Source organism: Streptomyces panacea (genome assembly GCF_040560175.1).
Taxonomy (GTDB): domain Bacteria; phylum Actinomycetota; class Actinomycetes; order Streptomycetales; family Streptomycetaceae; genus Streptomyces; species Streptomyces panacea.
Genome location: NZ_JARJHW010000162.1, coordinates 1 through 16,922 on the forward strand (window position 1 = coordinate 1; position 16,922 = coordinate 16,922).

General features: G+C 72.8%; 16 protein-coding genes. 12 read left to right on the plus strand and 4 right to left on the minus strand.

The window, feature by feature from the left end; translation table 11 throughout:
* From P3L51_RS28245 to P3L51_RS28260, 4 genes are all read left to right on the plus strand, one after another.
* Nucleotides 1–1,455, plus strand: a 1,455-nt coding sequence (locus tag P3L51_RS28245) for a wax ester/triacylglycerol synthase family O-acyltransferase (protein WP_354608139.1), incomplete at its 5' end; no start/stop codon positions are given.
* A gap of 181 nt (nt 1,456–1,636) precedes the next feature.
* Complete coding sequence (locus tag P3L51_RS28250; RefSeq protein WP_354608140.1) at nt 1,637–2,611, plus strand: aldo/keto reductase; 975 nt, start codon at nt 1,637–1,639, stop codon at nt 2,609–2,611.
* Complete coding sequence (locus P3L51_RS28255; RefSeq protein ID WP_354608141.1) at nt 2,608–3,498, plus strand: amidohydrolase family protein; 891 nt, start codon at nt 2,608–2,610, stop codon at nt 3,496–3,498. The genes P3L51_RS28250 and P3L51_RS28255 overlap by 4 nt, the downstream gene beginning before the upstream one ends.
* A 48-nt stretch (nt 3,499–3,546) precedes the next feature.
* Nucleotides 3,547–4,413, plus strand: a complete 867-nt coding sequence (locus P3L51_RS28260) for an Fpg/Nei family DNA glycosylase (RefSeq protein ID WP_354608142.1) — start codon at nt 3,547–3,549, stop codon at nt 4,411–4,413.
* Between the two features lie 36 nt (nt 4,414–4,449).
* On the opposite strand, the gene P3L51_RS28265 is transcribed toward P3L51_RS28260, so the two are convergent.
* Nucleotides 4,450–5,118, minus strand: coding sequence for a zf-HC2 domain-containing protein (locus P3L51_RS28265; RefSeq protein ID WP_354608143.1), 669 nt, complete (start codon nt 5,116–5,118; stop codon nt 4,450–4,452).
* Between the two features lie 102 nt (nt 5,119–5,220).
* Here P3L51_RS28265 and P3L51_RS28270 point away from each other — a divergent pair, with 102 nt between their 5' ends.
* From P3L51_RS28270 to P3L51_RS28285, 4 genes are all read left to right on the plus strand, one after another.
* The gene (locus tag P3L51_RS28270) at nt 5,221–5,970 is read left to right on the plus strand and encodes a LytR/AlgR family response regulator transcription factor (RefSeq protein WP_354608144.1); all 750 of its coding nucleotides are present in this window, start codon (nt 5,221–5,223) and stop codon (nt 5,968–5,970) included.
* 117 nt (nt 5,971–6,087) lie between these two features.
* Nucleotides 6,088–6,450 (plus strand): hypothetical protein, encoded by a 363-nt coding sequence (locus P3L51_RS28275; protein ID WP_354608145.1) that lies wholly within the window; start codon nt 6,088–6,090, stop codon nt 6,448–6,450.
* A complete protein-coding gene (locus tag P3L51_RS28280; RefSeq protein WP_354608146.1) occupies nt 6,447–7,934 on the plus strand; it encodes a sodium/solute symporter in 1,488 nt (495 codons plus the stop codon). Before P3L51_RS28275 ends, P3L51_RS28280 begins: the two co-directional genes overlap by 4 nt.
* The gene (locus P3L51_RS28285; RefSeq protein ID WP_354608147.1) at nt 7,931–9,127 is read left to right on the plus strand and encodes a sensor histidine kinase; all 1,197 of its coding nucleotides are present in this window, start codon (nt 7,931–7,933) and stop codon (nt 9,125–9,127) included. The genes P3L51_RS28280 and P3L51_RS28285 overlap by 4 nt, the downstream gene beginning before the upstream one ends.
* 31 nt (nt 9,128–9,158) lie before the next feature.
* Here the strand turns inward: P3L51_RS28285 and P3L51_RS28290 are convergent, their stop codons facing one another.
* Nucleotides 9,159–9,701 carry a hypothetical protein gene (locus tag P3L51_RS28290; RefSeq protein WP_354608148.1) on the minus strand — a complete coding sequence of 181 codons (543 nt, stop codon included), beginning with the start codon at nt 9,699–9,701 and terminating at the stop codon, nt 9,159–9,161.
* A gap of 142 nt (nt 9,702–9,843) precedes the next feature.
* Between P3L51_RS28290 and P3L51_RS28295 the strand changes: the two genes are divergently transcribed.
* Nucleotides 9,844–10,008, plus strand: a complete 165-nt coding sequence (locus P3L51_RS28295; RefSeq protein WP_435594544.1) for a zf-HC2 domain-containing protein — start codon at nt 9,844–9,846, stop codon at nt 10,006–10,008.
* Here P3L51_RS28295 and P3L51_RS28300 read toward each other — a convergent pair.
* Nucleotides 9,945–10,523 carry a sigma-70 family RNA polymerase sigma factor gene (locus P3L51_RS28300; RefSeq protein ID WP_354608149.1) on the minus strand — a complete coding sequence of 193 codons (579 nt, stop codon included), beginning with the start codon at nt 10,521–10,523 and terminating at the stop codon, nt 9,945–9,947. The genes P3L51_RS28295 and P3L51_RS28300 overlap by 64 nt on opposite strands.
* Nucleotides 10,524–10,792: 269 nt before the next feature.
* Here P3L51_RS28300 and P3L51_RS28305 point away from each other — a divergent pair, with 269 nt between their 5' ends.
* Entirely contained in the window at nt 10,793–11,995 is a 1,203-nt protein-coding gene (locus P3L51_RS28305) for a CapA family protein (protein WP_354608150.1), read from the plus strand.
* A gap of 49 nt (nt 11,996–12,044) precedes the next feature.
* Here the strand turns inward: P3L51_RS28305 and P3L51_RS28310 are convergent, their stop codons facing one another.
* Nucleotides 12,045–12,506, minus strand: coding sequence for a universal stress protein (locus P3L51_RS28310; RefSeq protein ID WP_354608151.1), 462 nt, complete (start codon nt 12,504–12,506; stop codon nt 12,045–12,047).
* A 112-nt stretch (nt 12,507–12,618) separates the two neighbouring features.
* On the opposite strand from P3L51_RS28310, the gene lysX reads away from it, so the two are divergent.
* Nucleotides 12,619–15,972, plus strand: coding sequence for a bifunctional lysylphosphatidylglycerol synthetase/lysine--tRNA ligase LysX (lysX, locus tag P3L51_RS28315; RefSeq protein ID WP_354608152.1), 3,354 nt, complete (start codon nt 12,619–12,621; stop codon nt 15,970–15,972).
* 89 nt (nt 15,973–16,061) lie between these two features.
* Entirely contained in the window at nt 16,062–16,922 is an 861-nt protein-coding gene (locus tag P3L51_RS28320) for a polysaccharide deacetylase family protein (RefSeq protein ID WP_435594543.1), read from the plus strand.

Here is a 16,922-nt window from a genome sequence, read left to right on the forward strand (position 1 = left end):
TTGACCACCGAGCTGCTGGCACCTCTCGACCTGGCCTTCTGGCACCTCGAATCCCCGGACCACCCGATGCACCTCGGCGCGCTCGCCGTCTTCGAGGCGCCGCCGGGCGCCGCCGCCGACGAGGCGCTGCTGGATCTGCTGGCCACCCGCACGGCGGCCGTCCCCCGGCTCCGGGCGCGGGTGCGGGACGTGCTGCTGCCGGTGGGCGGCGCCGCGTGGATCGTGGACAAGGACTTCGACGTACGCAGACACGTCAGGCACCTGGCACTGCCGCCCGGAGACTTCGCCGAGGAGACCGCGCGGCTCGCCGGGGAACTGATGGAACGGCCGCTGGAGCGCGGCATCCCGCCCTGGGAGATGTACCTCCTGACGGGCGACGCCGCGACGCGCGTCGCGACGTCCGGCGGCACGGCGGCCGGGCGCCCCTTCGCCGTACTGGTGAAGCTGCACCACGCGCTCGCGGACGGCATGCGCGCCGTGGCCATCGGCGCCGGGATCTTCGACCAGATCGCCGACGCGCGCGCCGCCGGCGCCCGGCGCGCCCGCCCCGCGCCGCCCCGCTCCCGGCTGCCCGGCCCCTCGCAGGTGGCCGACCGGGCGAAGGACCGGCTCGGCGAGCTGGGCAGGGCGCTCGGGATCGGCGCCTCGGTCGTCCGCGCCAGCCGGCTCGACCTGCGCGCCACGACCGCCCTCGTGGCCGGCTCCAGCGGCACCCGGCGCCTCGCCACCGCCGTGCTCGCGCTGGAGGACGTACGTCGGGTGCGCAAGGAGCACGGAGGCACGGTCAACGACGTCCTGCTCGCCACCGTGGCGGGCGCCCTGCGGCGCTGGATGCTGGAGCGGGGTGAGCGGCTGCCGGACTCCGATCCGCGTTCCGACCCGCGCGCCCTGGTGCCGGTCTCGGGGCGTCGGCCCAGCCGGGCCCGGCAGGGCGCGGGCGCGGGCGGCAGCTCCGGTTCGGGCAACATGTTCTCCGCGTACCTCCTGGGTCTGCCGGTCTCCGAGCCCGACCCGCTGTCCCGGCTCGCCGCCGTGCGCGAGGCCATGGACCGCAACAAGAAGGACGGGCCCTCGCGGGGTGCCGGAGCGGTGGCCGTACTCGCCGGACAGCTGCACCCGCTCGCGCACCGGCTCGGCGCCCCGTTCGCGGGCGGCGCCGCCCGGATCCTCTTCGACGTGCTGGTGACGAGCGTGCCGCTGCCGCGCGCGACGCTGTCGTTCGGCGGCTGCCCGCTGCGCGAGATCTATCCGATGGCGCCCCTGGCGCGCGGTCAGTCCCTGGCCGTGGGGCTGACGACCTACGGCGGTCAGGTCCACGTGGGTCTCGTCGCCGACGGCAAGGCCGTCCCGGACCTCGACCGGCTGGCGAAGAACATGAACGAGGAGCTGAATGTCCTGCTCCGCCTGGCGGCGCCCACCGGGACCGCTGTGGCCGCCGGGGCAGACTTGGCGTGATAGGTCGGACAATTCCCGCCACAATTCCCGCCACGCATGAGCCGCCCGCCGGTGCCCTCGATCCCGCAAGGGCCGAAAGGACACGGTCCGGTACGCGGTGGACTTCGAGGTCCCGGAGGTGTTGACGCCACCCAGTCATCCGATGAATATTCTGGGGGTCAACTTCGGGAGGCACAGCGCAATGCGGCAGAACACGCTCGGACGCGGCGAGGTCGGCGTATCCGAGCTCTCCTTCGGATCGGCCGGGATCGGCAATCTCTACACCCCCGTCGAACCGGAGCGGGCCGCCGCGGCGGTCGACGCCGCCTGGGACGCGGGCATCCGCCACTTCGACACCGCGCCGCACTACGGCATCGGCCTCGCCGAACGCCGGCTCGGTGAGGCCCTGCGCTCCCGGCCCCGCGCCGAGTACACGCTGTCGACCAAGGTGGGCCGGCTGCTGGAGCCCCTGCCGTTCGCGGACGGCGACGACCTGGCCAACGGCTTCGCCGTACGCGCCACGCACCGACGGGTCTGGGACTTCAGCGCCGACGGCGTACGGCGCAGCATCGACGACAGCCTGGAGCGGCTCGGCACCGACCGGATCGACACGGTCTACCTGCACGACCCGGACGAGCACGTCGCCGAGGCCTTCGGGCAGGCGTACCCCGCTCTGGAGCGGCTGCGCGCCGAGGGAGTCGTCGGCGCGATCGGCGCCGGAATGAACCAGACGGCCGTACTCACACGCTTCCTTCGCGACACGGACGTCGACGTTGTCCTGTGCGCCGGTCGCTACACACTCCTCGACCAGTCCGCCCTCGCCGAACTGCTGCCGGAGGCCGCCGAGCGCGGGCGGAGCGTGGTAGTCGGCGGTGTCTTCAACTCCGGGCTGCTCGCCGACCCGCGCCCCGGCGCGACGTACGACTACACGGCCGCGCCGCCCGCACTCCTGGAACGCGCCCTGCGCATCAAGTCCGTCGCCGAGCGGCACGGTGTCCCGCTGCGCGCCGCCGCCATCGCCTACCCGCTGCGTCATCCGGCCGTCGCGAGTGTTCTCGTCGGGACGCGCTCCGCCGACGAGGTCCGCGACGCGGCGGACATGTACGGCCGCACGGTCCCCGACGCGCTCTGGGACGACCTGCGCGCCGGTGGTCTGCTGGAGGGCGACGCCCGATGAGCGCGGCGCCGACCCGACCGACACCCCGGCGGCCGACGGCCTCCGCACCCGTCGTGGACGCCCACCACCACGTCTGGGACCTGTCCGTACGTGACCAGGACTGGATCACCGGGCCCGCCATGGCACCCATCCGGCGGAACTTCGGCGTCGCCGATCTCGCCCCCGAGGCCCACGCGGCAGGTGTCGGCGCCACCGTCCTCGTCCAGACCGTCACCGTCCCCGAGGAGACCCCCGAATTCCTCGCCCTCGCCGACGCGAGCGAGCTGATCGCCGGTGTCGTCGGCTGGACCGACCTCACCGCCCCCGACATCGCCGACACTCTCGCCGCGCTGCGCGAACTGCCCGGCGGCGACAAGCTCGTGGGCATCCGGCACCAGGTCCAGGGCGAGCCCGACCCCGAGTGGCTGCTGCGCCGCGACGTGACGCGCGGGCTCGCCGCCGTGGCCGCCGCCGGGCTCGCGTACGACCTGGTCGTCCTGCCCCACCAGCTCCCGGCGGCGACCGCCGTCACCGCACTGCTGCCCCAACTGACCTTCGTACTCGACCACCTCGGCAAGCCGCCCGTCGCCTCCGGCGGCCTCGAACCCTGGGCGGGCCACATCCGGGCGCTGGCCGCCAGGCCGAACGCCGTCTGCAAGGTCTCCGGGATGGTCACCGAGGCCGAGTGGGACTCCTGGACGGCGGACACGCTGCGCCCGTACACCGAGACGGTGCTCGACGCGTTCGGCTCCGCACGTCTGATGTTCGGCTCGGACTGGCCGGTGTGCCGGCTGGCCGCCTCGTACGCCGAGGTCGTGGACGTCACCCGCACGCTGACCGCGGAACTGAGCGGAAACGAGCGACGGGCGGTCTTCGGCGGGACGGCCACGGCGGTCTACGGCCTCTGAGACCGCGCCCGCCGGGCGTTCGGCCCGGCGCTGCGGCACCCTGGGAGCATGCCGGAAGTCCCCGAAGTCGAAGCGCTGCGTGAGTTCCTCGACGGCCATCTGGTCGGCAGGGAGATCGTCCGGGTCCTGCCCCTGACGATCAACGTCCTCAAGACGTACGACCCGCCGCTCACCGCCCTGGCGGGGGCGTCCGTCAGCGCGATCGAGCGCCACGGCAAGTGGCTCGACATCGTGGCGGGCGACTCCGGGCTCCATCTCGCGATCCATCTGGCCCGCGCCGGCTGGCTGCGCTGGAAGGACGAGTTCCCCGCGACGCCGCCACGCCCGGGGAAGGGGCCGCTGGCGCTGCGGACCGTCCTGGCCGAGGGCGACGGCTTCGACCTGACCGAGGCCGGGACCACCAAGCGGCTCGCCGTCCATCTCGTCCGGGACCCCTTCGAGGTGCCCGCCATCGCGAGCCTCGGCCCCGACCCGCTCGACGACGCCTTCGACCGGGACGCACTCGCCGCGCTGCTCGCGGGGGAACGACGGCAGCTCAAGGGCGCCCTGCGGGACCAGCGGCTGATCGCGGGCATCGGCAACGCGTACAGCGACGAGATCCTGCACGCGGCGAAGATGTCGCCCTTCAAGCCGGTCCACAATCTGAGCGACGACGAGATCACCGTCCTTCACGACGCGATGCGCACGACGCTGAACTCGGCGATCGAGCGCTCGCGCGGCGTCGCCGCGGGGCGGCTCAAGGCCGAGAAGAAGAGCGGGTTGCGGGTGCACGGCCGGGCGGGCGAGACGTGTCCGGTCTGCGGCGACACCATCAGGTCGGTCGCCTTCGCCGACTCCTCGCTCCAGTACTGCCCGACCTGTCAGACGGGCGGCAAACCGCTCGCCGACCGCAGGACGTCCCGCTTCCTCAAGTAGCCCGCCCGAGCCGCGGCGTCAGCCCCCCTCGTACCGTCACCCGCCCCGTACTGTCATCAGCCGGTGCCCGTCGGCCGTCCGTACCTCGAACCTGTCGATCTGGTACGGCCGCAGCGCGGCGCCGCCCCACGTGACCATCGGACCGCCGCTGTCGCCACGGGCCGACCAGGTCATCACGGTCTCCTCCGACCCGTCACGGCCCACGGCGATCAGCGCGCACACCCCGGCCGCCGCCGACTTCGACAGCTCCAGCGCGACATCCGTGCCCCAGCCCTTCTCCGCCGCCGTCACGACGGCCGCCGTCCCGGTCCTGCGGTCCGTCGCCGTCCACCGCTCGGCCGTCGGCGCCGTCGGGGACCCGTCACCCCGCTGCGCGTCCACGATCGCGAACGGGCCGCCCACCGCGATCACCACCGCCGCCGCGACCAGGGCGAGGCGCCGTCTGCGGCTCACCCGCCGCCGGGCGGCCGTCCCTTCGAGCATCCGGTGCAACAGCTCCGGCCCCGCCGACACGAAGGGGGCCACCCGCTCCGGGGTCTGCCGCGTGAACTCGTCGAGCTGACCGCGCACCGCGTCGAAATCGCCCAACAGCAGTGTGCAGTGGGGGCAGTCCATGAGATGGTCCTCGAAGCGGAAGGCATCGGCCGCGTCGAGCACGCCGAGTGCGTAGGCGCCGACGTCGCGATGGATCTCCGGTGTCCGCATGCCTCCTGATACGGGGCGCGACGGCAAATCACTCAAGACGACAGCCTTCTCCCCACTCCGATCCGGGCCCACCGCAGTCCACAGCACCTAAACTTCCCCGTCATGCTGCGTGTACTGGCCGTGGACGACGAAGAGCCCGCCCTCGAAGAGTTGCTGTACCTCCTGCGCGCCGACCCGCGCGTCCGCGGCGCCGAGGGCGCCACGAGCGCGACCGAGGCGCTGCGCCGTATCGGGGCCGCCCTCGACGCCGGTCCCGACGACCCGGCCGCCGTGGACGTCGTCTTCCTCGACATCCACATGGCGGGGCTGACGGGGCTGGACGTCGCCAAGCTCCTGGCCGGTTTCGCCGAACCCCCGCTGATCGTCTTCGTCACCGCCCACGAGGGCTTCGCCGTCCAGGCGTTCGACCTCAAGGCCGTCGACTACGTGCTCAAGCCCGTCCGCAGGGAGCGGCTGGCCGAGGCCGTCCGGCGCGTCGCCGAACTGGTGGGGGAGCGCGGCCCCGTCGTGGACACCTCCCCCGACCAGATCCCCGTCGAGCTCGGCGGCGTGACCCGCTTCGTCCCCGTCGCCGACATCGTCTACGCCGAGGCCCAGGGCGACTACGCCAGACTCCACACCGACACCGCCAGTCATCTGGTGCGTATTCCGCTCACCACGCTGGAGGAGCGCTGGCGATCCCGCGGTTTCGTACGCATCCACCGCCGCCATCTCGTCGCCCTCGCCCGTATCGACGAACTGCGCCTCGACGCGGGCGCCATGAGCGTGCGCGTCGGCGGCGCGGAACTGGCCGTCAGCAGGCGGCACGCCAGGGCCGTACGCGATCTGCTGATGCGGCTGCCCGGCCGCTGACCAGGCCCTTCGCGGGCAGTACGGGGGAGTGCCGGGGCTTCCCTCCGCCTTGACGGTCCGCTTACACTCCGGCCCTGGCACCGCGGCGACGCCTGAGGCACGAGGGGAGGGGAGAGCATGACCGCCGACCCCACCCCCAAGCGCGAGGTCGTCACCGGCGAGCCCCGCCGCGTACGCCCCCTGCCCCGCTACCGCGCCCAGGCCGAGATCGACGAGCAGACCGCGCTCGGCGACGCCTACGTCCGCTCCCTCATGCGCAGCCAACTCCGTGCCGGGCTCACCGCGTTCGCACTGCTCGCCACGGTCGTCGGCACACTCCCGCTCGCCTTCGCCGCGCTGCGCGACACCACCGTCGTCTGGGTGGTCCTCGGCGTCGCCGCCTATCCGCTGCTGACCCTGCTGGCCTGGTGGTACGTACGGCGCGCGGAGCGCAACGAGCGGGACTTCGCCCGGCTCGTGAAGGGCCGGCCGCTGCCGTGAGCCAGACCTGGACGGTGACGGCCGTCGCCGCCGTCGTGGTCGCCACCGTCCTCGTCGGCGGCTTCGGCCTGCGCATATCCCGCACCACCTCCGACTTCTACGTGGCCTCCCGCACCGTACGGCCCGGCCTCAACGCCGCCGCGATCAGCGGCGAATACCTCTCCGCCGCCTCCTTCCTCGGCATCGCGGGACTGCTCCTGCTGCACGGCCCGGACATGCTCTGGTACCCGGTCGGCTACACCGCCGGCTATCTGGTCCTGCTGATCTTCGTCGCCGCCCCGCTGCGCCGCTCCGGCGCGTACACCCTCCCCGACTTCGCCGAAGGGCGCCTGGAGTCGCGTCCCGCGCGGCGCGTGGTCAGCGCGCTGGTCGTCGGCGCGGGCTGGCTCTATCTGGTGCCGCAGCTCCAAGGGGCGGGCCTGACGCTGGAGATCCTGACCGGCGCGCCGAACTGGTTCGGCGCCGTCCTCGTGGCCGTCGTCGTCGTGGTGGCCGTCGCGGCGGGCGGCATGCGCAGCATCACCTTCGTGCAGGCCTTCCAGTACTGGCTCAAGCTCACGGCCCTGCTTGTCCCGGCGATCTTCCTGCTGCTGGCCTGGCAGGGCGACGGGCGGCCCCCGATCGACTTCGACCTCACGGAGATGTCGAGCCGCGCGGACCACCCCCTCTACGCGACGTACGGACTGATCGTCGCCACCTTCCTCGGCACCATGGGACTGCCGCACGTCGTGGTCCGCTTCTACACCAGCCCCAACGGCCGGGCGGCCCGCCGCACCACCGTCGGCGTCCTCGCCCTGATCGGCGGCTTCTATCTGCTGCCGCCGGTGTACGGCGCGCTCGGGCGGCTGTACGCGCCCGCGCCCGCCCTCGGTACGGATGCCGACGCCGCCGTGCTGCTGCTGCCCGACCTGGTCATCGGGGGCACGGCGGGCGATCTGCTCGGTGCCCTCGTCGCGGGCGGCGCCTTCGCCGCGTTCCTCTCCACCGCCTCCGGTCTGACCATGGCCGTCGCCGGGGTGCTCACCCAGGACGTGCTGCCCTCGCGCGGCGTACGGCACTTCCGGCTGGCCACGCTGCTCGCGATCCTCGTCCCGCTCGGCGGCTCGCTGGTGGTGAGCGGCATGCCGGTGGCCGACGCCGTCGCGATGGCCTTCGCCGTCTCCGCCTCGTCGTTCTGCCCGCTGCTGGTGCTCGGCATCTGGTGGCGGCGGCTCACCCCGCCCGGCGCCATCGCCGGACTGCTCCTCGGCGGCGGCTCGGCGCTGGTGGCCATCGGGATCACGGTCAGCGGCGCCGTACGTTCGGGCTGGCCGCACGCCCTGCTCGCCTGGCCCGCCGTCTGGTCGGTGCCCGTCGGGTTCCTCGCGATGATCCTGGTGTCGCTGGCCACCCGGTCGCGGATACCGCCCGGGACCAAGGCGGCCATGACCCGTTTCCATCTCCCGGAGGCCCTGATGCCCCGCGCCAGAGGAGGCCCCCGATGAGCGGCGCGGCCCTCGCGATCCTGCTCGTGCTCGCCGCGCCGCTGTTCGCCGGGGGCTTCCTGCTCGGCCGCCGTGGCGGACGCGGACGCCCGGACCGGACCAGCGACGTCGGTACGCCCGTCGAGCACGCCACCTTCGAGACCCTGCACACCGCGTCGCTCGCCGCGCCGCCCCTGCGCGCCGGACTCACCGAGGAGAGCGCGGGCAAGGCCGCCCGCCGGCTGCGGTCGCTGCTCGGGACGGACGCGCTCTGCCTCACCGACCGGGACCGGGTGCTCGCCTGGGACGGCCTCGGCGAGCACCACGGCAAGCATGTGATGGACCATGTGCAGGCCCTGCTCGCCAGCGGGCGCGACACGGCCTTCGCCAGCGGCTGCGGCGACCTCGACTGCCCGCTGCGCTGGGGGGTCGCCGCGCCGCTGACCGTCGACCACCGGGTGCTCGGCACACTCGTCGCGTACGCCCCGCGGGAGTCCGCCGTCCTCGCGCGGGCCGCCGGGGAGGTCGCGCGCTGGGTCTCCGTACAGCTGGAACTCGCCGAACTCGACCGCTCCCGCACCCAGTTGATCGAGGCGGAGATCAAGGCGCTGCGCGCCCAGATCTCGCCGCACTTCATCTTCAACTCGCTGGCCGCCATCGCCTCGTTCGTCCGCACCGATCCCGAGCGCGCCCGCGAACTGCTCCTGGAATTCGCCGACTTCACCCGCTACTCGTTCCGCAGGCACGGTGACTTCACCACCCTCGCCGACGAACTGCACTCCATCGACCAGTACTTGGCGCTCGTCCGGGCCCGCTTCGGCGAGCGGCTGTCGGTCACCCTCCAGGTCGCGCCCGAGGTGCTGCCTGTCGCGATGCCGTTCCTCTGTCTCCAGCCGCTCGTCGAGAACGCGGTCAAGCACGGCCTCGAAGGCAAGATCACGATGAGCCACATCACCATCAGCGCGCTCGACGCCGGCTCGGAGGCGGAGGTCGTCATCGAGGACGACGGGGTGGGGATGGACCCGGAGCGGCTGCGCCAGATCCTGCGCGGCGAGGGCGGTCCGTCCACGGGCATCGGACTGCTCAACGTGGACGAGCGGCTGCGCCAGGTGTACGGGGACGACTACGGGCTCGTCATCGAGACGGGGGTGGGGGCGGGGATGCGGATCACCGTACGGATCCCCAAGTACCGCGCGGGCGTGCACGGCACGTGATGCCCGGACCGGCGTGCACGGCGTCCGACCTTCAGAACAGCTGGATCGCCAGATGCCCCAGCGGCAGACCGAGCTGCCACGCCGGGGTCCACACCTGCGGCCCGTCCTCCTCGTGCCGCTCCGTGTCGCCGCCGCCCGTGAGGGGTTCGCCGCCCGGCGCGCCCACCGCGTCCAGATCGGGGGCCAGCAGTTCGGTCTCCTCCAGCCACCGCCAGGCGCCCAGGGCCAGCTCCAGGTCCGGATCGGGGCGGGCGGTGCCGGACCTTTCCGCCTGGCACGCGCGGGTCTCCAGCAGGTCGAGCTGGTGACAGACCCATTCACGCCAACCGGTGCCGTACGCGGTCAGCGTCCGCCACTCGGCCATCCGCGCCACGCCGCCGGGTCCGCCGACCGGCCCGTCGGACAGGAAGATGGTCAGGGCGAGGGCGTCGCGACCCGCCCGGTACTCAAGTGTCGTGGGCGGCATCAGGTCGCCGGTGCGCAGTAGTTCGTCGGCGATGTACTCCGCGTACATCCATGCCATGGGGACGAGCAGGCCGCCACCACCGCCTTCGTCATAACGTTCCGGACGCATCGTTTTCCGCCTTCCTTCCGCTCCGGGGACGCTGCTTCACGGAGCATTGAACCGGCGGCCGGTGCCCAGCGTGGCCAGAAGAGCAGGATCGGACAGCGGACCGGAGGCGATTGTGACGGGTGAGGCCGACGGTGACCGGCATGTGCGGTCGCGGCTCGGTGCGTACGCGCTGGGAGCTCTCACGCCCGAGGAGGACCGGCTGGTCTCGGGGCACCTGGACGGCTGCGCGAGCTGCGCCGCCGCTTATGCGGAGGTGGCCGATGGCGCGGCGCTCCTCGCACTCTTGGACGAGGAGGACCTGTGGTAGCCGGGCAGGGAGCGGCCGAGGGCGCGCAGCGCGTAGTAGGAGCGGGACTTGACGGTGCCGGCCGGAATGCCGAGCACCTGCGCGGCCTCGACCACGCTCAGCCCCTTGAAGTAGATCTGCGCGAGTACGGCGCGGTGCTCCGGGCTCAGCGCCTTCACCGCCTCGCGCACGTCGAGCGCGGCGACGGAGCGTTCGGTGGGATCGCCGGGTTCCGGGGTGGCTTCGAGGACGCCGTCGCTGACCTCGGCCGGGCGGGCGAGGCGTGAGCGGCGGGCGTCGATCGCCAGCCGGCGGCCCACCGTGAAGAGCCAGGGCCGCATGGACTCGTAGGGGCCCTCGAACGCCTCCGGGTGCTGCCAGGCGCGGACCAGCGTCTCCTGGAGCAGATCCTCGGCGCGCTGCCGGTCGCCGTAGGTCAGACCGAGCAGGAAGTGCAGCAGCGCGGGGCCGTGCTCGCGCTGCAACTCCGTCAGCGCCCGCTCGTCGGTCGTCGCCGTGGCCGTGGCGGTGGTCATCGTGAACGTCCCTTCCGCGGAGGTCGTCGGCGTCGGCTTCGCTGCCGTCGGCGTATCGGAACGCATCCGGTGGGTCCGGGGACAGACGGCTCACAAGGGTCTGCGACGAGCGGTCGCTCCGCGCGGCGAGTGGTGCGGTGAACGGTCCGGGCGATCCCTTTCGTCCATTTCGGGCACTTCGTCGGGTTCGCAGCATTAATCATATTAATATGAAGAATGCATGCTTTGACCGTTTGGTCGCCTTCCTTGCCGATGAAGGAGCCTGACCGATGACGACGCGCATGCGACACGGAACGGTGGCCGCCGCGGCCCTGCTGCTCGGCTCGACAGCGGGATGCGCCGGGCCCGGCACGGCGGCCCCGATCCCCGACCGGCCCGTCGGGAGCGCCACCGGGCCCGGCCCTTCGGCGGCGGGAGGCGCGGCGCCGCGGCGCGGGTTCACGCTCGTCGCCTCCGGGGACGTCCTGCCGCACGACTCCGTCATCAGCAGGGCGAATGTGGACGCGGGCGGCGCGGGCCACGACTTCGTACCCATGCTCGCCGGGGTGAAGCCCGTCGTCTCGGCCGCCGATGTGGCGATCTGTCACATGGAGACGGTGTACGGCCCCGAGGGCGGGCCCTTCACCGGCTACCCGTCGTTCAAGTCACCGCCCGAGATCGCCGCCGCGCTCCAGGCGACCGGCTACGACTCCTGTTCCACCGCGTCCAACCACACCCTGGACGCCGGCGCCGACGGGATCAGCCGCACGCTCGGCGCGCTCGACAAGGCCGGGGTCGGGCACGCCGGTTCGGCGCGCTCGGCCGAGGAGGACACCCGGCCCGCGCTGCTCGACGCCGGCGGCGCGAAGGTCGCCCAACTGGCGTACACGTACGACACCAACGGCAACCCGCTGCCCGAGGGGCAGCCCTGGGCCGTCGACCTGATCGACGAGGAGAGGATCGTCGCCGACTCGCGGGCCGCCCGCGCGGCGGGCGCCGACGTCGTCGTCGTGAGCATGCACTGGGGTACGGAGTGGGAGACGGCGCCCGACGAGAAGCAACTGCGCCTCGGCGAACGGCTCACCGCGTCCACCACCGACGGCCGCCCCGACATCGACCTGATCATCGGCACGCACGTGCACGCCCCGCAGGCGTACGAGAAGGTCAACGGCACCTGGATCATCTACGGCATGGGCGACCAGATCGCCGGTGAGATGATCAACAACGCCGGGCAGTTCGACCCGCGCGGCACCCAGGGCTCGATCGGCCGGTTCACCTTCGCGCCACCCGCCGCCGAGGGCGAGCGCTGGCCCGTCACGAAGGCGGAGTTCATCCCGCAGACCATGGACAACACCGTCGGACGGGTGGTCAATCTGTCCCAGGCGCTGGACGACGACCCGTCGAGGGACGACTACCGGGCCACGCGGTCGGCGATCGAGACGGCGGTCCTCGGGCGCGGCGCCGCCAAGGACGGTCTCACGATGGGCCGTTGAGCCGGTTGAGCCCGTTGGCTTCGGTGACGCCCGTCGCCCGCGAGGCTTTCTACGGGACCACCGTCACCGGCCAGCGGCCCGCCTTGACCAGCCGCACCGCCACGGAGCCGATGAACCGGTGCCCCGCCGACTCCGACGCGCCCACCACCACGGCGTCCGCCTTGAGGTCGTCGGCCGCGGTGACCAGCCCGTTGTAGGGGTCGCCGCGCAGGGTGTGGAACTCCCAGCGGACGTCCCAGATACCTCTGACCTGCTCCGCGCTGGTGCGGATCTGCTCCGCGAGACTCTCGGCGATCTCCCCGGTCGTGTCCGCGACGGGCGCGCCGAGCGCGGCCCCCGACGACATCAGCGGCTGGACGTAGACGATGGCGAGCAGGGCGTTCTGCCGTCGGGCGAGACCACCGGCGTACGCCGCCGCGCGGAGGGACGACTCGGAGCCGTCCACCCCGGCGACGATCACCTTGGGGCCGTCGGTTCCGCGTTCGAAGGGGGAGGGCTGCTGATCCGTCACGGCAGCGAGGCTATCGGCTCGCGGACGGCGCCCCTGCGGGGGTCCGCCCGGCGGTGGTGACGAACCGTTCCGGCCGGGCAGGATTTGTCGGACAGGCCCTAGAGTGCGACGTATGAGCGTCAGCGTGGAGGGTGCCCCGGCGGGCCGCGCGGCAGGAAGCCGGGGCCGGGGGCCGTTTCTGAGCCGGGTGCCCGGCGCGTTCGCGATGTTCTTCGGCGGGCTCGGCCTCTACTGCGTGCTCATCGCTCTCATCCCCGCACTCCGGCGCGCGCTGCGGCCCGTCTCCGGCTTCCTCGACGACGTCGCCGTCCCGGTCAGCGCGAACCTCGCCTACGCCGTCTTCCTCCTCCTGCTGGCCACCGCCGTCGCGTCCCGCAAGAAGGCCGCCTGGTGGCTGGTCGTCGGCTATCTGTCGCTGCTGGTCGCGGTCGACGTCCTGCTCCTCGCCTTCGCCCAGTGGTCCTGGCTCCCCAACTTCGTCCTGTGCGGCGCCGCACTCGTCGTACTGGTCCTGGCGCGCACTCACTTCTACGCGGCGAGCCGGCGCGGCTCCCTGCCCCGGGCGCTGCTCGTCCTGGTGCTCGGCCTCGCCGCCGGTGTCCTGGCGGGCTGGGGTCTCGTCGAACTCTTCCCCGGCTCCCTGTCGAACGGCGAGCGGCTCGCCTGGGCCGCGAACCGGGTGCTCGGCGGACTCGTCTCCGCGGGCGACTTCGACGGCAGACCGCCCCACACCCTCTTCTTCCTCCTCGGCCTCTTCGGCGCGCTCGCCCTCCTCGCCGCCGCCACCACCCTCTTCCGCTCGCAGCGCATGGAAGCCGCCCTCCACGGCGACGAGGAACCCCGCATCCGGGCGCTCCTCGGCGCGTACGGCTCCCAGGACTCGCTCGGCTACTTCGCCACCCGCCGCGACAAGGCCGTCGTCTTCTCGCCGAGCGGCAAGGCGGCCGTCACCTACCGCGTCGAGACGGGCGTCTGCCTCGCCAGCGGTGACCCCCTCGGCGACCGCGAGGCCTGGACACCCGCCATCGAGGCCTGGCTCGACGTCGCCAGGCACCACGCCTGGGCACCGGCCGTCATGGGGGCCTCCGAGGAGGGCGCGACCGTCTACGCGCGCGCCGGGCTCGGTGCCATCCAGCTAGGCGACGAGGCGATCCTGCGCGTCGACCGTTTCGACCTCGGCGGGCGCGACATGCGCGTCACCCGACAGGCCGTCAACCGGGTCCGCAGGACCGGGGCCACCGTTCGCGTACGCCGCCACGCCCTCCTTACGGAGGACGAGATGCGGCAGGTCGTCGACCGGGCCGACGCCTGGCGCGACACCGAGACCGAACGCGGCTTCTCCATGGCGCTCGACCGGCTCGGCGACCCCGCCGACGGCGGCTGTCTGCTCGTCGAGGCGTCCGACGGTGACGGCGCCCTCATCGCGCTGCTCTCCTTCGTGCCCTGGGGCCGGGACGGCATCTCACTGGACCTGATGCGCCGTGACCGGGCCGCCCCCAACGGCGTCATGGAGTTCATGGTCGCCGAACTGTGCGCGTACGCCCCCGAACTCGGCGTACGCCGGATCTCCCTGAACTTCGCCGTCTTCCGGTCGGCCTTCGAAGAAGGCGCCCGCATCGGCGCGGGACCGGTGCTCAGGCTCTGGCGCGGACTGCTGCTCTTCTTCTCCCGGTGGTGGCAGCTCGAAGCGCTCTACCGCTCCAACGTCAAGTACCAGCCCGTCTGGTATCCCCGCTTCCTCTGTTACGCCGACGCCGGCTCCCTCGCCCGCGTCGGCCTCGCCTCCGGGATCGCCGAGGGCTTCCTCCCCGTACCGAGCCTGCGCCGGCTCTGGGGCAGGGGGCGGCCCGGACCCGGCGCCAAGGGCGTCACCGTGCCCACGACGACCGCCGGACTCCCCGCCGTCGAAGACCTCCGGCTCACCGGCCCCGACACCGAGCGGGCGACCCACGAACAGCGCCTGCCCGAACAGGTACGCGTCCGCCACGACAAGCTGGCTCGGCTGCGCGCCGAGGGCGTCGACCCCTACCCGGTCGGCGTCGCCCCGCGCACCGGCACGCTGGCCGGGATCCGGGCCGCGCACCCCGTCGCCGCGCCCGGCGGGCGCACCGGCGTTCAGGTCACCGTCGCCGGACGCGTGATGGCCGTACGCGACTTCGGCGGCATCCTCTTCGCCGTCCTGCGCGACTGGTCCGGCGACCTCCAGCTCGCCCTCACCCGCGACGCCGGCACCTCGCCGCCCCTGGAGCGCTTCGCCGCCGACATCGACCTCGGCGACCAGCTCACCGCCACCGGCGAGGTCGGACACAGCGACAAGGGCGAGCTGACCGTCTTCGTGACGCGCTGGCAGCTCACCGGCAAGTGCCTGCGCCCGCTGCCGGACAAGCGCCGGGGGCTCGCCGACCCCGAGGCCAGGGTCCGCCGCCGCCATGTCGACCTGGTGTCCCGCCCGGCCGCCAGGTCGGTCGTACGGTCCCGTTCCACCGCCGTCCAGGCGCTGCGTCAGGGGCTGCTCGACCGCGGCTATCTGGAGGTCGAGACGCCGATGCTCCAGCAGATCCACGGCGGCGCCAACGCCCGCCCCTTCACCACCCACAGCAACGCCTACGACCTCGACCTCTACTTGAGGATCGCGCCCGAGCTGTATCTCAAGAGGCTCTGCGTCGGCGGCATGGAGAAGGTCTTCGAACTGGGACGCACCTTCCGTAATGAGGGCGTGTCCTACAAGCACAACCCCGAATTCACCGTGCTGGAGGCCTACCAGGCGTTCGCCGACTACGACGTGATGCTCGACCTGACCCGCGAACTGATCCAGGGCGCGGCCACCGCCGTCTTCGGCTCCCCGGTGGCCCACACGGTGGGCGACGACGGCGGGCTCGTGGCGCACGACATCTCGGGCCCCTGGCCCGTCAGGACGGTCCACGGCGCCCTGTCCGACGCCCTCGGCGAGGAGATCGGTCCCGACACCGGCGAGGAGACGCTGCGCCGCCTGTGCGACCGCGTGGGCATCCCGCACACCCCGCGCGACACCCGTGGTGACGTCCTGCTGGAGATGTACGAGCGTCTGGTGGAGGAGCGGACCCAGCTGCCCACCTTCTACAAGGACTTCCCGACGGAGGTCTCCCCGCTCACCCGTCAGCACCGCCGCGACCCCCGCCTTGCCGAGCGATGGGACCTCGTCGCCTTCGGTACGGAACTGGGCACCGCCTACTCGGAGTTGACCGACCCCGTGGAGCAGCGCCGCAGGCTCACCGCGCAGTCGCTGCTCGCCGCGGGCGGCGACCCGCAGGCCATGGAGATCGACGAGGACTTCCTGGACGCGCTGGAGTACGCGATGCCGCCCACCGGCGGCCTCGGCGTCGGCGTGGACCGGCTCGTCATGTTCCTCACCGGCCTGACCATCCGTGAGACGTTGCCCTTCCCGTTGGTCCGGCGCGGCGGAGTCCCGCCGGTCCGGCGTCGCTGAAGCTCATCGGTTCATCCCATCGGGTGCTTTCCCCGGCCTCCGTGGTGTCGGTGAGGGACAGGACGCACCGGCCGTGCGAGCCATTGATCATGGAAGCCATCAAAAAGGACCAGATGATTCCGGGGCGCCGTGCGGCGCTTCGTGTCGCCGCCGTCCTCGGGGCCGTCGGGCTCACCCGGTTACTGACCGCGGGCGAAGCCCAGACGCCGGGCCGTCCGGCCACCGGGAGCCGTCCGGGGGGTCCCCCGGCGGCCGGACCGCAGGCGGGGGCCTTGCCCCGCCGGCCGTCGGCCTACAGGCTGAGCCCCATGACGGAGTTCCAGCCGCCCGGCCAACGGCCGGCCAGGCTTCCCGTACGCAAGGAGCCCTTCCTGGAGATGCCGGACCTGGGCCGCTCGATGGTGCTCACCTTCGACGACGGGCCCGATCCGCACTACACCCCCGGCATCCTCAGGACGCTGCGCGCCCACGACGTACGGGCGATGTTCTTCGTCTGCGGCGAGATGGCCGCGGACCAGCGGGACCTGCTCCGCGAGATGGCCGACGACGGTCACATCGTGGGCAACCACACCTGGTCGCACCCGGAGTTGCCGAAGCTGGGGCCGGCCAAGATCCGTGCGGAGATGGAACGCACGAGCGAGGTGATCGAGCGGACGCTGGGCCGTCCGCCGGTCTGGTTCCGCGCCCCGTACGGCTCCTGGAACCGGCACACCTTCGAGATCGGCGCCGACCTCGGCATGGAGCCGCTCGCCTGGACCGTCGACACGCTCGACTGGAAGTCGCCCGGCACCGGGAAGATCGTCCGCACGGTGCTCGACCGGGCGGCGCCCGGGGTCGTGGTGCTGTCGCACGACGCGGGCGGCGACCGCTCGCAGAGTGTGGCCGCGCTCCGGGACTATCTGCCCGAGTTGCTGAAGAACGGCTACGGCATCACCGTACCGAGGCCCTGA

Coding starts and splice junctions, on each gene's coding strand:
- P3L51_RS28285 (WP_354608147.1), top strand. CDS start 7,931: ATGAGCGGCGCGGCCCTCGCGATCCTGCTCGTGCTCGCCGCGCCGCTG.
- P3L51_RS28290 (WP_354608148.1), bottom strand. CDS start 9,701: ATGCGTCCGGAACGTTATGACGAAGGCGGTGGTGGCGGCCTGCTCGTC.
- P3L51_RS28255 (WP_354608141.1), top strand. CDS start 2,608: ATGAGCGCGGCGCCGACCCGACCGACACCCCGGCGGCCGACGGCCTCC.
- P3L51_RS28300 (WP_354608149.1), bottom strand. CDS start 10,523: ATGACCACCGCCACGGCCACGGCGACGACCGACGAGCGGGCGCTGACG.
- P3L51_RS28250 (WP_354608140.1), top strand. CDS start 1,637: ATGCGGCAGAACACGCTCGGACGCGGCGAGGTCGGCGTATCCGAGCTC.
- P3L51_RS28260 (WP_354608142.1), top strand. CDS start 3,547: ATGCCGGAAGTCCCCGAAGTCGAAGCGCTGCGTGAGTTCCTCGACGGC.
- P3L51_RS28265 (WP_354608143.1), bottom strand. CDS start 5,118: ATGCGGACACCGGAGATCCATCGCGACGTCGGCGCCTACGCACTCGGC.
- P3L51_RS28275 (WP_354608145.1), top strand. CDS start 6,088: ATGACCGCCGACCCCACCCCCAAGCGCGAGGTCGTCACCGGCGAGCCC.
- P3L51_RS28270 (WP_354608144.1), top strand. CDS start 5,221: ATGCTGCGTGTACTGGCCGTGGACGACGAAGAGCCCGCCCTCGAAGAG.
- P3L51_RS28320 (WP_435594543.1), top strand. CDS start 16,062: ATGGAAGCCATCAAAAAGGACCAGATGATTCCGGGGCGCCGTGCGGCG.
- P3L51_RS28305 (WP_354608150.1), top strand. CDS start 10,793: ATGACGACGCGCATGCGACACGGAACGGTGGCCGCCGCGGCCCTGCTG.
- lysX (WP_354608152.1), top strand. CDS start 12,619: ATGAGCGTCAGCGTGGAGGGTGCCCCGGCGGGCCGCGCGGCAGGAAGC.